17 protein-coding genes are annotated in these 14,864 nt (G+C 47.9%); 4 read left to right on the top strand and 13 right to left on the bottom strand.

What is annotated here, in order from left to right; translation table 11 throughout:
* Nucleotides 1–490 precede the first annotated feature (490 nt).
* The gene (locus D9741_RS20340) at nt 491–1,156 is read left to right on the top strand and encodes a hypothetical protein (protein WP_130209639.1); all 666 of its coding nucleotides are present in this window, start codon (nt 491–493) and stop codon (nt 1,154–1,156) included.
* Between the two features lie 36 nt (nt 1,157–1,192).
* Here D9741_RS20340 and fliR read toward each other — a convergent pair whose 3' ends face one another.
* The 13 genes from fliR to fliF all read right to left on the bottom strand — a co-directional run bounded on the left by fliR (nt 1,193) and on the right by fliF (nt 12,141).
* A complete protein-coding gene (gene fliR, locus D9741_RS20335; RefSeq protein WP_130209637.1) occupies nt 1,193–1,972 on the bottom strand; it encodes a flagellar biosynthetic protein FliR in 780 nt (259 codons plus the stop codon).
* 2 nt (nt 1,973–1,974) lie between these two features.
* Nucleotides 1,975–2,244: a flagellar biosynthesis protein FliQ gene (gene fliQ, locus D9741_RS20330; RefSeq protein WP_130209635.1), complete on the bottom strand. Its 270-nt coding sequence runs from the start codon at nt 2,242–2,244 to the stop codon at nt 1,975–1,977.
* A gap of 12 nt (nt 2,245–2,256) precedes the next feature.
* Nucleotides 2,257–2,970 (bottom strand): flagellar type III secretion system pore protein FliP, encoded by a 714-nt coding sequence (gene fliP / locus D9741_RS20325; protein ID WP_130209659.1) that lies wholly within the window; start codon nt 2,968–2,970, stop codon nt 2,257–2,259.
* A gap of 49 nt (nt 2,971–3,019) precedes the next feature.
* Complete coding sequence (fliO, locus tag D9741_RS20320) at nt 3,020–3,439, bottom strand: flagellar biosynthetic protein FliO (RefSeq protein WP_130209633.1); 420 nt, start codon at nt 3,437–3,439, stop codon at nt 3,020–3,022.
* Nucleotides 3,439–3,825, bottom strand: coding sequence for a flagellar motor switch protein FliN (gene fliN / locus D9741_RS20315; RefSeq protein ID WP_130209631.1), 387 nt, complete (start codon nt 3,823–3,825; stop codon nt 3,439–3,441). The genes fliO and fliN overlap by 1 nt, the downstream gene beginning before the upstream one ends.
* Nucleotides 3,812–4,828: a flagellar motor switch protein FliM gene (gene fliM / locus D9741_RS20310; protein ID WP_130209629.1), complete on the bottom strand. Its 1,017-nt coding sequence runs from the start codon at nt 4,826–4,828 to the stop codon at nt 3,812–3,814. The genes fliN and fliM overlap by 14 nt, the downstream gene beginning before the upstream one ends.
* A gap of 5 nt (nt 4,829–4,833) precedes the next feature.
* On the bottom strand, nt 4,834–5,370 hold the full coding sequence (fliL, locus tag D9741_RS20305) for a flagellar basal body-associated protein FliL (protein ID WP_240725568.1): 537 nt from the start codon (nt 5,368–5,370) through the stop codon (nt 4,834–4,836).
* 340 nt (nt 5,371–5,710) lie between these two features.
* Complete coding sequence (locus tag D9741_RS20300) at nt 5,711–6,940, bottom strand: flagellar hook-length control protein FliK (protein WP_165383339.1); 1,230 nt, start codon at nt 6,938–6,940, stop codon at nt 5,711–5,713.
* A gap of 1 nt (nt 6,941) precedes the next feature.
* Nucleotides 6,942–7,385, bottom strand: coding sequence for a flagellar export protein FliJ (gene fliJ / locus D9741_RS20295; protein ID WP_130209625.1), 444 nt, complete (start codon nt 7,383–7,385; stop codon nt 6,942–6,944).
* Between the two features lie 2 nt (nt 7,386–7,387).
* A complete protein-coding gene (gene fliI / locus D9741_RS20290) occupies nt 7,388–8,776 on the bottom strand; it encodes a flagellar protein export ATPase FliI (RefSeq protein ID WP_130209623.1) in 1,389 nt (462 codons plus the stop codon).
* A complete protein-coding gene (locus D9741_RS20285; protein ID WP_130209621.1) occupies nt 8,773–9,489 on the bottom strand; it encodes a flagellar assembly protein FliH in 717 nt (238 codons plus the stop codon). Before D9741_RS20285 ends, fliI begins: the two co-directional genes overlap by 4 nt.
* Entirely contained in the window at nt 9,476–10,462 is a 987-nt protein-coding gene (fliG, locus tag D9741_RS20280) for a flagellar motor switch protein FliG (protein WP_130209619.1), read from the bottom strand. Before fliG ends, D9741_RS20285 begins: the two co-directional genes overlap by 14 nt.
* Complete coding sequence (gene fliF / locus D9741_RS20275; RefSeq protein ID WP_130209617.1) at nt 10,459–12,141, bottom strand: flagellar basal-body MS-ring/collar protein FliF; 1,683 nt, start codon at nt 12,139–12,141, stop codon at nt 10,459–10,461. Before fliF ends, fliG begins: the two co-directional genes overlap by 4 nt.
* 301 nt (nt 12,142–12,442) lie before the next feature.
* Here fliF and fliE point away from each other — a divergent pair, with 301 nt between their 5' ends.
* The 3 genes from fliE (at nt 12,443) to D9741_RS20260 (ending at nt 14,845) form a co-directional block, all read left to right on the top strand.
* Complete coding sequence (fliE, locus tag D9741_RS20270; RefSeq protein ID WP_130209615.1) at nt 12,443–12,778, top strand: flagellar hook-basal body complex protein FliE; 336 nt, start codon at nt 12,443–12,445, stop codon at nt 12,776–12,778.
* A 186-nt stretch (nt 12,779–12,964) separates the two neighbouring features.
* Nucleotides 12,965–13,804: a CheR family methyltransferase gene (locus D9741_RS20265; protein WP_130209613.1), complete on the top strand. Its 840-nt coding sequence runs from the start codon at nt 12,965–12,967 to the stop codon at nt 13,802–13,804.
* Nucleotides 13,805–13,807: 3 nt separating this feature from the next.
* Nucleotides 13,808–14,845, top strand: a complete 1,038-nt coding sequence (locus D9741_RS20260) for a chemotaxis response regulator protein-glutamate methylesterase (RefSeq protein WP_130209611.1) — start codon at nt 13,808–13,810, stop codon at nt 14,843–14,845.
* Nucleotides 14,846–14,864: the final 19 nt, after the last annotated feature.

The raw sequence follows: 14,864 nt of genomic DNA, 5'->3' as shown, positions 1-14,864 counted from the left end.
TTCTGCAGCTTCTGCGTTAATGTGCACCCCCACGGCAGAATGATTCTGCCTCGTGCCCCCCCAACCAGCCCAGTTCTTCCTCCTGGGCTGGTTTTTTTATAATTAAACACCCACAATTTTCTTCGTCAGCGCGTAGTCGATTAATAACCAGGATTGTGATTTTTCTGATAAGAACACTGACTGCAAATAAATCAGGGGAAAATAATTATGCATGAACGCGTTGGGTGAAATATAAATCATAGTATAAACGAACGCTCAAACATTGCCGCACTCCTTTGACTCCTGACTAATAATCACCAGACCTTAGTATTAAACTATAATTATATTCCGCATCGAATTATCCTAATCAGGATTTACTTAATGTGGTGTATTATACTTACCACTAAGGATGTTAAATTTGTCAGATACCCCAAAAAGTAACCTTTTATTTTAAATGCTGACGAACAACGTCAACTAAGTAATCAGGAAAATACGCGAGGACCGCGCACTAATGGAAAGCTGTACTAATTCTACACCACCTGTATTTGTCATGGCCCTGTGTGAGTATTTCACATTTGGGATGAAGAATCTTTTCTCCAACAACCACATTAACCTGTCATTTATCCATCGAATTGAGCAGGTCACTATCGGCCTGGATGATACGCTGACCATTATGTTAGTGCTTGATATGTCAGGGACGGAATCGCTACGAATATTCAAAGAAGCCGTTGATTTTCTTATCCAGATTAACAGTCGTAAACGCGTTGGCGTGCTGGTCAGTCGTTATAACTCCTATCTGACACATTACATCTCGCGCAAGTTTGCAGGTAAGGTCACTTTTTTTAACTCCCATAACCTGCACTCCGGTCTTTTTCAGCGCAACTTCCAGACCTGGTTACGGGGTAAAACATTTCGCCCCATGCATACGATTAATCGCTACCGGGACGAACGTTATGGTTTTTCCCTGAAAGAATGGATTTGTCTGGTGCTTCCCCTTGCCGGAGAGTCAATAGCGGAAATGTCCCGATGCATGAAAATACCGGAACCGACGCTGTATCAGATCAGACGCGGCGCGCTAAAAAAATTAGGGCTGAGTTCCTACCGGCAATTCTGTGAACTGTATATCAGAGGGGAAATCCGCACGGAAAACGACAAAATTTTAAGGCAGAAATACTGACGCGTTTTTTGGGTTCACAACGGCTGCGAGGCAGGGCTATCTCATCGCGGCCATAATTTGCAGAAGATTGTCAAAAATGGTGGCCATCAGGTTTTCAAAAAGTGGGCCAAAGGAGTACATCATCAGCGATAGCGCCAGCAATCCAACGCTAAGTGAAATAGGGAAACCGATCACAAAAACAGAAAGTTGCGGCGTCAGACGGTTAATAATACCAAGTGTCAGGTTAATACAGAGCAGTAACGCCACAATAGGTAACGCCAGTATCAAACCGCTACTGAAAATAAGCCCCGCCAGTTTTACAAAAGCCAGATAAGCAGACGCATTGGGTAACGTAGCCACAACGGGCAAAATATCAAAGCTGCGGGCGATAATCTCCAGAAGGTAAAGATGTCCGTTGGCGATTAAAAAGATCAGCGTAGCCAGTAAATTCAGAAAGCGGGCGACCACAGGCATATTCTGTCCACCGGCCCGGTCATAGAAGGTGGCAAATGAAAGTCCCATCTGCAGGCCGATAAGTTCGCCAGCGTGGCGGACAGCCACAAAAATCAACTGAATGATCAACCCGGTGATAAGGCCAATAATGAGCTGCCCCGCTCCCGTCAGAAATCCCTCATACGAAACAATACGAATATTGCTGTCAGGCAATATGGGGGCTATCTGAAAGGCTATCAGTGCCGACAGTGCAATTTTGACCTTTTTGTTGATCGATTTGTCATTAAAGATCGGCGCTGACGTAAAAAGAGCCAGAATACGCAAAAACGGGAAGAAATACTGACCGATATGCAGGTAGAGATCAGCCAGAGACAGAGTGAGCATAACTAGCGAATCAGATAAGGCAGGCTGTTAAACAACCCGTGCATATAATCAAGCATAACGCTTAACATCCAGGGACCAAGAGCAATAATGACCACCACAATCAGAAGGATCTTGGGAATAAAAGACAATGTCATCTCGTTTATTTGCGTGGACGCCTGAAGAATGCTGATAACCAACCCGGCAACCAGAGACGCCAGCAATAACGGCGCGGCAATCATCAGACCGACTTTAATGGCCTGGAATCCCATCGCCATGACTTGTTCTTCTGTCATCTCTTTTCCTCGTCAGCTAAAAAAACTTTGAGCCAGTGAACCAATCAACAACTGCCAGCCGTCGACCAGAACAAACAGCATCAATTTAAAAGGTAATGAGATTGTCGCTGGCGGCACCATCATCATCCCCAGCGCCATCAAAACACTGGCGACCACAAGGTCGATAATCAAAAACGGTATAAAGATGGTAAAGCCAATCTGGAAACCTGTTTTCAGTTCACTGGTGACAAACGCCGGAACCAGCAGACTTAACGGTACATCTTCCGGTCCGGCGAAGTTTTGCTGATGAGCGATGCGGGTATACAACGCCAGATCATCCTGACGCGTTTGTTGCAACATAAATTCCCGCAGCGGCTGAATACCTTTATCGATGGCGACCTGAGCGGTGATTTTATCCTGACTTAAAGGCATCCATGCGTCGTCATAGATTTTATTAAACACGGGCGACATGACATAAAAAGTGAGGAACAGCGCCAGACCTAACAGCACCTGGTTTGGTGGTGTTGATGACGTTCCCAACGCGTTACGCAGCAATCCCAACACAATGATGATGCGTGTAAAACCGGTCATCATCAGCAAAATAGCGGGTAGAAAGGTCAGCGATGTCAGCAGGACCAGCGTCTGTACCGGTAAAGACCAGCCTTCCCCACCCGCCGGGCGAGTTAACAGAATGTCGCTATTGGCAGCGAATGCGCTATGTACAGGCAATCCGATGCCAAACACCATGACCAACAGGCCACAGATAATCGACATTACCCGCCATGATGGTTTTATTTTATTGTGACTTGCCATAACGCCCCCGCAGACTGTTTGCCAGCACTGTCTGAAAACAGTCAACCAGCGAGCTACGGGACTGCGGTTGATCAACAGCCGCAAAATTTTCTTCGACCGTTTTTTTGTCGATGGCGCTCAGACAGGAGATCTTTTCTGCCGTCACGCCAAGCAGTAACCATTGATTTCCCACTTCCACAAGAACCAGGCGTTCACGCGGCCCCAGAGACTGGCTGAATTTAATATTTAACAGCGCATTGCGGCCATTTTTTTTCCCTGAAATACCGCCAGAACGACGTAAATACCAGAGTAAAAGAAGTAACCCGAATATTATCAGGCAGAGGATACCGCCGGTATGCATCCATACCGACGACATGCTGGTTGTTGAAGCGGTGGGTAAAACTGTATGAGTACTATTGATCATTATCTGCTCAGGCGATAAATACGTTCAGATGGCGTAATAATATCGGTAATACGAATACCGAATTTATCCGACACCACAACCACTTCTCCCTGTGCAATAAGATAACCATTAATCAAAATATCCAGAGGTTCACCTGCCAGACCTTCCAGCGCAACCACAGACCCCTGGCTCAGTGCCAGAAGTTCCTTGATGGTCATACGGGTTCTGCCAAGTTCTACCGTCATTCTGACCGGAATATCCATAACCAGATTCAGGTCAGAGGCAATAGCTTTCGCCCCGTCCATCACGCCCGTCGTTCCTGCGGATTCGCGCTGTTCTTCCAGTGCGTCTGCCCAGGCCGTATCTGCGGGAGTAGAGGTAGTGCCCGCCTGTTCATTCTTGCTCATGCGAGCTCTCCTTAGAAAAAGGTGCTAATGCTGTATTAAAAAGTTCTTCTACCTGCAAGGCGTACTGATTGCTTGCACTGCCATATTTCCCGGACAGTACCCGTACGCCATCAACATAAGCTTCAGCGATTTCAGGTTTATCTAACGGCAAAACATCGTGTTGCTTCAGGCTCATAATTTGTGACAGTCGCATCTGGACGTCGGATAAATTCACCACCAGTTCCAGTTCCGTATTTCTGACCTGTGAAGCCAGCGTATTACGCCAGTTTTGATCTTCCTGCCAGGCGTTTTCCTGTGGTGGACTGGTAAGCAAAGAACGTATTGGCTCAATAACGTTGAAAGGGATGCAGATATCCATCTGGACGCACTCTGAACCCAGTTCGATATAAAACGGTGTAGTAATCACAATATCATTCGGTGACGACGTAATATTGGTGAATTTCACCTGCATTTCTGAGCGAATATATTCTGTTTTAAGACCATAAACCGTACTCCAGGCAAAGTCATAAGACTCCAGAGCAATTGACAATATACGCTGAATAATACGTTGTTCAGTGGGGGTAAACTCCCGCCCATCCGCTTTTGTTTTAAAACGTCCGTCACCGCCAAATAAATTTTCCACCAACATAAACACCATATTGGGAGAAAAGACGAACAGTGCCGTCCCGCGCAAAGGTGACAGATGAATCAAATTAAGATTGGTCATCACAGGCAAGTTACGCGCAAATTCATGATAAGGCTGTACCCGAATATTACCGGTAGTGACGTCCAGACTGCGGTGCAACACGTTGAACGCTCCGACACGAAACTGGCGGGCAAAACGTTCATTAATGAATTCCAGCGTGCTGAGTCGTTCATGAACAACGCGTCGTTGCGTCACCGGATCGTAAGGACGGATACCATCCTCAGGAGCCATGGCAGATAGAGTGTTTTCAGATGCGCCGTTACCATCGCCATTCAGAAGACTATCCACCTCATCCTGTGACAAAATATTGTCAGACATAGCGATTACCGTAAAATAAAGATGTTAAATAAAACATCGGTAACTTTAACCGTCTGTTTCCCGGATAGTGGACTTGCCAGTTCTTTTTCAACTTGATGAACCAGTTGCTGTTTACCTTCGCGTGTGCTCAACTCCTCCATCGTCTGCTGTGAAAATAGCATAACAAGGCGGCTACGAATTTCTGGCAGGAAACGTTTTAACAATTCCTGGGAGCGAGGATCTTTCAGACGCAGCGTCAATCCAACATACAGAACATGTTCTGTTCCATCGACACCAGGCTTCAGACTGACAGTAAACGTATCCAAAGGTGTATAAATAGGTATTTCAAACGTTTCCTCTATTTCTTCAATTTCCTGCTCTATTGTGCCTTTTTTAACATTGTTCTTTAAACTCTCCAGTTCTGTCCAGGTATAACCAAAACATGCGCTGGCAAAAACAAATGCCAGGACGGTCAGCGCTATGCGACCTTTGCTTTTTTTGCCACTCTGAGTGGTATCCAGATTCTTTTTTGACATCACAAAAATATACTCAGTAATTTGCACCCCGTTACACCCGGGACAGGTGCTGTATTCTATTACATAACCTGGTATTAATAATCCGGCAAAAAAATGTCGCTGCTGGCATTAAATTGATAGATAGATTTGACTTCAGACAACATTGTAAACGTTTGCCTGCATCCTTAATGAAAATGAATGTTGCAGAAATGATAAAAAAACACCACCTACGTGAGATTTATAACCAGTTGAATTTTAATATAATTAAAGATCAGGATCGATATCAACAGCCCGCAAAGAAGCAAGTTTAAACCCGGAAAAAATACCACCATAATAAAACAACAAAGCCCGGGAACCGGGCTTTCAGATAAATAACAAAATAAATTTATCAGACAAAAGTATTTATTCCGCCGGAACGACTGATCGTATGCAGAATTACGCCTGGTTCATCCGGTACGCTTTCCACACCATCATCGGATTGCATATCCTGTTCTGCTGTCTGATTTTGCGAACCGTTCTCCCACGAAGGTCTGGAGTCCGCAGCAACATTGGTTTGCCCAAGAGAGATCCCTGATTCTGCAAGGGAGTTTCGTAAATGAGGCATCGCCGTTTCAAGCGCAGCGCGAACCTGATGGTCGGCTGCGGCAAAATGAAGCTGCACCTGATCATTATTTATCCGCAGACTAATATGCAGACTACCAAGATCTTCCGGGTGCAATCTCAGCTCCGCATGATGAATCCCTTCACGAGTAAAGCAAGCCAACTGCTGACTCAAATTCTGCTGCCATTCCGTAGTCCCCACAGACGCTGTCAATACAGAGGGCTGCGCAGATGGGGATACCCCCACAGGCTCACGGATTTGAATGCTCATATCCCCAATGGTTGGGATATGAAAAGCATCCGCTGTATGACTTTCCTGATGTTGTACAGGCATCTGTTCCGTCGGTTGATTCGCCACCGCCGAATCCAGAGACGTTGCCAATTGTTCCGATGACTGAGGCAGTGTATGACCGGTATTGGTGGCCGACTCAAGATGCAAGGAATCGGGTTTTAATGGCAGCGATGAAGATGGATGAGCAACCGGTTTACCGACTTTCCCCGCAAACTCTGAATAGGCAACGGCTTTATTCAACGTTTGCGAATGGCTGGTATCGAAAGCATTATTTTGTACTTCATCCCCATTCTGTTCCGCTAAAAGTTCAGTTTCAGGCAAACTAACATCGGAACTCCCCTTTTCCGTTTGGGACGCCACATTTTCAGGCGACACCGACGTATTTTTCAGGGCGGTAACCAGTCCATTGCCTTCAAACATCGGTGACGCTGTCATTTCCTGGTTTATACCTGTTTCTGGTAATGGTGTACTTTGCGCCGGAAGCAGGTAAAACAGATTATCCATGACACCAGAGTGCTCCCCTTCAGGCGATCCTTTCCCTTTTTCTTCCTCGTTCGGTAACAGATTTACTGTCCCTTCCGACGGAAGATGAGGCTTCGGGATGGCGCCAGGAAGCAGTTTGCTGTCGAGTTCTGCGGCAAATGATGACGTGTCTGTGTCATTCTGCGTTACAGCGTGTCCATGCCCCAGATTGCCAGTATTCATAGGTAAAGAAATTACCTGCATTTTATTTTCCCCTCTGGCTGGCGCGGCGGGCAAATTCATCCATCATTTTTTGTTCCTGTCGGTTTTCTTTCAATATACGCTGGGCTTCGGCCCGGCTTTTTAATGTTTCAAATGCGTTTAACCGCTGACGATCTTTTTGCCAGTCACTGAGCGAGGCATCGACAATCTGTTGGCTGTTGTTCACCTGGTTTACCTGCTGCAAAACGACCTTTTCCAGCGCACCAATAAAACTTTGCCATGACTGGAGCGTAGACACTGACATCCCCTTATCGGCAATGGTGTTTTGCAGTTGGCGACGATATTCAGATTCGTATGTCTGTAATTGTTGTAAACGTGAGACTTCATTCTCATGCGACTGGCGCGCACGCCCCAGTCGCACCGTGGTGTCATTGAGTTTCTTTTCGGCCAGATCCCGCAAAACATCCATTGGTGCTGACGTTGCCATGATTATTCACCTGCTTCAGGGCCTCTGTTATCCGGGAATAACGCATCGAGCTGGCGACATGAAACATCATATTCCTGGCGTTCATGGATGCCCTGTTGCAGATAGCGTTCCATTTCTGGATATAAGGTGATCGCCTGATCCAGTAAAGGATCGCTGCCTCTGGCATACGCCCCTACGCTGACCAAATCCCGGTTCCGCTGCCACGAGGACAGAAGTTGTTTAAAACGCTGTACCTTTTTAAATTGCGCTGGTTGCGTAATTTCCGTCATCACACGGCTGATAGAAGCTTCAATATCAATGGCCGGATAGTGGCCTGATTCCGCCAGTCGGCGTGACAGAACAATATGTCCGTCGAGAATGGCACGAGCGGAGTCCGCAATCGGGTCCTGCTGATCGTCGCCTTCCGTCAATACGGTATAGAATGCAGTGATTGATCCACCGCCACGGATACCATTTCCGGCTCTCTCCACCAGGGCCGGTAAACGGGCGAAAACAGAAGGCGGATAGCCTTTGGTTGCTGGCGGTTCGCCAATGGCTAATGCTATCTCACGTTGCGCCATCGCATAACGCGTCAGCGAATCCATGATCAGCAACACATTTAATCCACGGTCACGGAAATCTTCCGCAATACGGGTTGCATATACCGCCCCCTGCATACGCAGTACCGGCGATACATCGGCAGGCGCAGCAATAACCACCGAACGCTGTAAGCCATCCTTTCCGAGGATATTTTCAATAAAATCTTTGACTTCACGGCCTCGTTCGCCGATGAGTCCCACAACCACCACATCAGCGGTGGTATAGCGCGCCATCATGCCTAACAGGACACTTTTCCCGACACCGGACCCCGCGAACAGCCCCATACGCTGGCCTCGTCCCACGGTCAGTAACCCATTGATCGCCCGAACGCCGACATCAAGCACATTGCGAATAGGATCGCGTTGTAACGGGTTAAACGGAGCGGTAAATAATGTTGCCCGATCACTATTACTGGGAGGAGGAAGGCCATCCAGTGGTCGCGCACTGGCATCCAGCACACGCCCCAATAATCCAGGCCCAACAGGAAGCTGCTTGCCTTGTGTTAACTTATCACCGCTATCCGGCGCCCAGACTCTGGCGCCAGGCAAGATGCCGTCCACATGTTCCAGCGGCATCAGATACAGCGTTTGTCCACTGAAACCAACAACCTCACTTTCTACACAACGAATACCATCCGGGCCGTCACGTTCAACAATGCACAGCGTTCCGATGGGTAATTTTAGTCCGGTGGCTTCCATCACCAGTCCAGTCGCGCGGATCAGCCTGCCGTACTGACGAAAAGCGGGTAACGTCGTCATCCGCGTTTCTTGCTGTTCCAGAGCACCCAGCCAGTTTTTGAGATGCGAAGTCATACACCGCCCCTGTTACGAACCAATTGACACAACGACTGCCAGCGGGTTTCCAGCGAGGCATCCAGTTCCCCTTCTTCCGTACTGATCCGACAACCGCCGGGTAGAAGATGAGGATCGGCACACAATTCCCAGTCATAGGCTGAGAGTAACGTCTCAAGCTGCTGGCGTACCTCTTCTGGTTCTTCCGCACTGATGGTCAGGCGAAATTTACCTTTCAGTAAACTATCTTCGTTGAGTAGGGTACGGATGTGATTCATCAGACTGGTATGCATTTTATCCGTAACGCCCTGCCCGCCCAACAGAGTACGCACCGCCATCAGCGCCAGTTGCACCAGGCGGGCAGGAATGACGCTGTCCATGTTTTCAACCGAGATCTGGAAACTTTCCATCACGCGGGAAAACTGTGAATTTAACAGCGATTGTTGAGCATGTATTTCCGCTAATCCTTGCTTAATGCCTTCGGCTTTTCCCTGTTGCAATCCTTCTTCGTAGCCGCGGCGGCGGCCCTCTTCTTCGCCCTTTACCAGTCCCTGCGTAAACCCTTTTTGCCCTTCCTGTTGGCGAACACGAGCAAGCTCTGCCTGCCGGTCCGGGTCAGACATTGGGTCTGCATCTGCATGATTTTCAGACTCCAGGTTTGGCCATGAGGAACTGCCCTGCCCGAGCAGATCATCAGGCCGCCAGGGTTTCCAGGTTGTCTCAGACGTAGACATCCTCACCTCCGCCAATCACCATCTCTCCGACTTCCACCAGACGACGTACCACCAACAGAATGGATTTCTGTTCTGCTTCAACCTGGGTCATACGTACCGGACCACGGGAATTGAGATCATCACGCATAATTTCAGCCTGACGTTTGGACATGTTGCTGAAGAACTTCTCACGCAGCGCCTGATCAGCGCCTTTCAACGCAACCAGCAGAGACTCGCCATCGACTTCCTGCAGCAGGCGCTGGATGCTGCGGTCGTCCATATCCACCAGATTTTCGAACAGGAACATCTCGTCAATAATTTTTTGCGCCAGTTCAGGATCAAATTCACGGAATGCAGTAAGCGCCGCTTCTTCCTGCTGAGTTTTCATCAGGTTGAGAATTTCAGCCGCCGGACGAACACCACCCATATTGTTGCGCTTCAGTGACTGACCGTGGAGCAGATTGTTCAGTACATCCGTCAGTTCTTGCAGTGCCACCGGCTGGACGCCGTTAAAGGTGGCAATACGCAACATAATGTCGTTACGTTCGCGTTCTTCGAATTTCGCCAGTACGCTTGCTGCCTGAGCGCGTTTCAGATGCACCAGAATGGTCGCAATAATCTGCGGATGCTCTTCCCGAATCAGGTCATACACCATATACGGTTCCATCAGACCCAACGTATCGATACCGTTGTTTTCACTATGGGCATCCAGCAGATTATCCAACAAGGCTTCGGCCTGGGATTCACCCAGCGCTTTCACCAGAACATTGCGTAAATACTCATCCGCATTGATGCTGATGGACGCATACTCTTCTGAATCGCGTTTGAATTCACTCAGCACCTGAGCAATCTGCTCATGGGTATAAGAGTGAATACTGACAATAGCAGTGCTTATCTGTGCCACCTCCTGAGGACTGAGATGGCGGAAGACGTCGGCGGCGCGGTCATCGCCGAGCGTTAGCATAATAATGGCGCTTCGCATGGCAGCATTCATGATGGTTTCTGCTCCTTATTCATCCACTGGCGAATAACCAGTGCAATAATCTGCGGTGCCTCATCGGCCATTTCACGCAGTTGCTGAGTAGTAAGCTCGGTATCCATGCGCTGTTGAGCCTTGGCAAGTTCGCTGTGTTCTTTTTTCTGCCGCTGCGCCGTTGCTTCGGCCTGACGTGCTTCTTTTTCCATTTCGAGCCGCTGGAGCAGCATTTCCTGATGTTTCACCCAGAATGGCCATACGGCTTTACGCCACAGCATCCAGGCAACCAGAGCGACTAAAAGATAACGCAGTACGCTAAGAACTAACTGAATGACATCCTGCTGTTGCCACAGTGGAAGAGCGACATCTTTGTCTGACTGGCTAAATGGTGTGTTAACCACATTTACCGAATCCCCACGGGAAGCGGTATAGCCCATTGCCTCTTTAACCAGATCGTTGATTTGCTTCATCTGCGCTGGCGTCAGAGCCGCCGGTTCTCCGGCTTTTCCTGGCAGATAATTGATAACAACCGCGACCGACAAACGTTCCACATTACCCGTGTTGCGGGTGATATGTTTTAGCGTTCTGTCCAGCTCGTAATTGGTAATGTCGTCATGGTTCTGACTGTAAGGTTGTAGGTTTTGGCTTACCGTCTGAGGCGCCGGGCGTGTCGCGCTATCTTTGGCGCCGCGTGCTGGCGTTGAGGTGGTAATCGGTGCGGTGGCGGCCGTAGGCGGTAGATTACTTAACGCGCCAGGTACTCCTCCAACGCTGCTTTTCCCGCCCTGCTCATCATGAACAACGTGGCGGCTGCGGATAGACATCTTGTCTGGCGACGTGTTGGGGGCATATTCCTCAACAGTTTGCTCATTCTGGGTGAAATCCACTTGCGCCGTAACTTGCGTACGAACGTTGGCGCTGCCTACAACGGGTGTCAGAATTGCCTGAATACGGTTTTGATAGTCATCTTCAACTTCGCGGATATATTTAAGCTGTGTTGTCTGGGTATTGTGAGTGTCACTGCCGGAAAGCAAATGGCCAGACTGATCCACAATGGTGACATGAGCGGCATCAAGGCCAGAAACCGCGCTGGCTATCATGTAACTGATGGCGTTGACTTGGCCTTCATCCAGTGTTCTGCCATTTTGTAAAGTAAGAGTCACTGAAGCAGTAGGCGCTTTTTGTTCGCGGACAAACAGTGACGGTTTCGGTATTGCCAGATGAATACGGGCGCTCTGTACCGGACCTAACGTCTCAATAGTACGAGCCAGTTCACCTTCAAGCGCACGCTGGAAGTTAACCTGCTCGTTAAACTGGCTAATACCAAATTTTTCCTGGTCGAGCAGTTCAAACCCTACAGAGCCACCTTTCGGCAATCCCTGCTGTGCGAGTTTAAGACGGACCTCATAAACCTGGTCTTCCGGGATCATGATGGCGCCGTTATGGTCAGCAAAGCGATAAGGAACCTGCATCTGGCTAAGCTGAGTGACAATCGCTCCACCGTCCTGTTCGCTAATATTACTGTAGAGAACTCGATAAACTGGCCCTTGCATCCAGAATAGCAAGGCGACAACAATTGAAATTGCTGCCGCCGCTGTGATCATAAAAATAATTCTGGGATTTGCCCGAATTCGTTCCAGTAGTGCCTTAAAATCAAAGGGACTATTTTTTTTATTACCCTGGGTTGTGGCATTCATGCCATATTCCTGTAAAGTTAAATGGTACGACTTCAACGCAGGTGTCATATTGCAGATGCAGATGAACAAACTGGTGATGAGTATTATTCGCGACAATTTTTCATTTCAGAAAATTTGCCAGATAAGAATTATCGCCTGAAACAGCCCTAAACCTAATCTGCAATAAGAACAGGTTTATGCTGACTTTTCCCACAATGCTGCTGAACTTCCGCCATGATAAAGTACGCCTAAATTAAACAGAGCTGATAAGACATCAGTATCAACTATCTGTTGTTAAGTGTCAGTAAGGTGAAATAACAATATGTCCCTAAATACAATCAATGGGGTAGTAAATCAGATCCAGCGTCAGGCAGGCCAGGTTTCTGCAATGCAGAATCAGCTTGCTCTGACAGAATCAAATGACACAGAAAATAAAACGCAATTTTCTGATGTGTTATTTAACAGCCTCAATAATATCAGCCAGCTCCAGAATCAGGCCAAACAAGGCTCTGAAGACTATCTGGCAGGCGTGCCGGGAGTTGGCTTAAATGATGTTATGGTTTCGATGCAGAAGTCATCTGTAGCACTTAACCTTGGTGTTCAGGTACGCAATAAAATGGTTAGCGCGTATCAGGACATCATGAATATGGGTGTCTGATTGTCGATTTTTCGTTTTAGTCACTCCGTTAATCCTGATTGTTATTTTCTGTTTTCCCGTATCACCTGATCACCGCCTGGCTGTGTTTATGAGCGGGTGATACGTATTGAAACCCCAATCATGTGTTGAAAATAACTCTCTATCCCCCGCTAAATGCGGAAACACTGAGAAATAAAATTCCGCAATATGGCTAATCACTCTGAATTCCCTGCGCAAACTCTGAACACTCTCACGGATAAAGATTTAGCACGTGTCAGCGAGCTAATTTACCGCCGTGCAGGTATTGTCCTGAATGGTCAAAAAAAAGATATGGTCTATAATCGTTTATCCCGCCGAATCACTCAGCTAGGGATAAACAGCTTCAGTGAGTATATGGCACTGCTTGAAAGCAGCTCTGATGCGCCGGAATGGCAGACATTTGTCAACTCGCTGACCACTAACCTGACCTCTTTTTTTCGTGAAGCGTACCATTTCCCTATTCTTGCAGAACATGCGCGGAGTCGGCGCGGTATGTATAACGTATGGTGCGCTGCCGCATCCACAGGCGAAGAACCACTGTCAATTGCGATGACGCTGGAAGAAACGCTGGGTCGTAGTATTACGGGGCCTCGCATACTGGCAACGGATATTGATACCGATGTTCTGCGTCATGCCAAAAAAGGAATTTATCAATTATCCGATTTGGCTAGTCTGAATGAAAAACAGAAAAAAGACTGGTTTCTGCGTGGAACAGGAAATCACGGTGATAAAGTAAAGGTAAAAAGGGAACTGTTGGCATCGATTCATTACCAACAGCTGAATCTCGTGGCCCCGCAGTGGGATATTCCTGCACCGTTTGATGCTATTTTCTGTCGCAATGTGATGATTTATTTTGACAGAAATACGCAGGATATTCTTATGCGCCGTTTTGCAGAAATACTGAAACCAGGTGGAATACTTTTTGCGGGTCATTCAGAACATTTTAATACTGCAAATAGTCATTTTCGCCTGCGCGGCCAATCTGTTTACTGCCTGGCAAAGGGGTAACAAATGAAAAAGATAAAAGTGTTGTGCGTGGACGATTCGGCGTTAATTCGCAATATCATGACGCGAATTGTTAATCAACAACCGGATATGGAAATGGTCGCCACGGCGCATGATCCCATCATGGCCCGTGATTTGATTAAACAACATAACCCGGATGTACTGACGCTGGACGTTGAAATGCCGCGCATGGATGGTCTGGATTTTCTTGAACGTTTAATGCGTCTGCGTCCAATGCCGGTATTAATGCTTTCTTCACTGACCAGCAAAGGCTCTGATATCACTATTGCAGCACTGGAACTGGGCGCCGTAGATTTTATTACTAAACCTCAGCAAGGACTTCAGGAAGGGATGGAAAAATACAGCGATATGATCGCTGACAAAATTCGTATCGCGGCAAGCGTGCGGAGTTTCCAGAAAAGAACAGTTCCTCCCGTTATTCGCGCCCCGCTTATTGGCAGTGAAAAAATTATTGCCATTGGCGCCTCTACCGGTGGTACGGAAGCATTAAGCCATGTCCTCTTGCCAATGCCGCCGACATGTCCGGGAATCGTCATCGCACAACATATGCCACCAGGGTTTACCCGTTCTTTTGCCCAGCGTCTGGATAAATCCTGCCTGCTGTCCGTAAAGGAAGCAGAGCATGATGACCGCGTACTACCCGGTCATGCTTATATCGCGCCAGGCGGCAGACATATGGAGTTAATACGTAGCGGGGCTAACTACCATATCAAACTTAGCGATACGCCGCCTGTTAACCGCCATCGTCCGTCGGTAGATACGCTGTTTGAATCCGTTGCCCGAGTCGCAGGACGAAATGCCGTCGGTGTGATCCTGACGGGTATGGGTAACGATGGTGCGAAAGGTCTGCTGGCGATGCGTAACGCAGGCGCCCGAACCCTCGCCCAGAGCGAACGTTCATGTGTGGTATTCGGTATGCCCCGTGAAGCAGTGGCTTTAGAGGCGGTAACAGAAGTCGCCGACCTCGATGATATGAGCCAACAAATTCTCAATAACATAACCGGGCAGTCTCGCCGTATTTAACAGCCTATTTCGTACTTAG

This window comes from Escherichia sp. E14V7, from assembly GCF_004212225.1.
Lineage (GTDB): Bacteria > Pseudomonadota > Gammaproteobacteria > Enterobacterales > Enterobacteriaceae > Escherichia.
The sequence above is the reverse complement of the archived record's forward strand: the minus strand, read 5'-3'. Positions and strand labels throughout refer to the sequence as shown.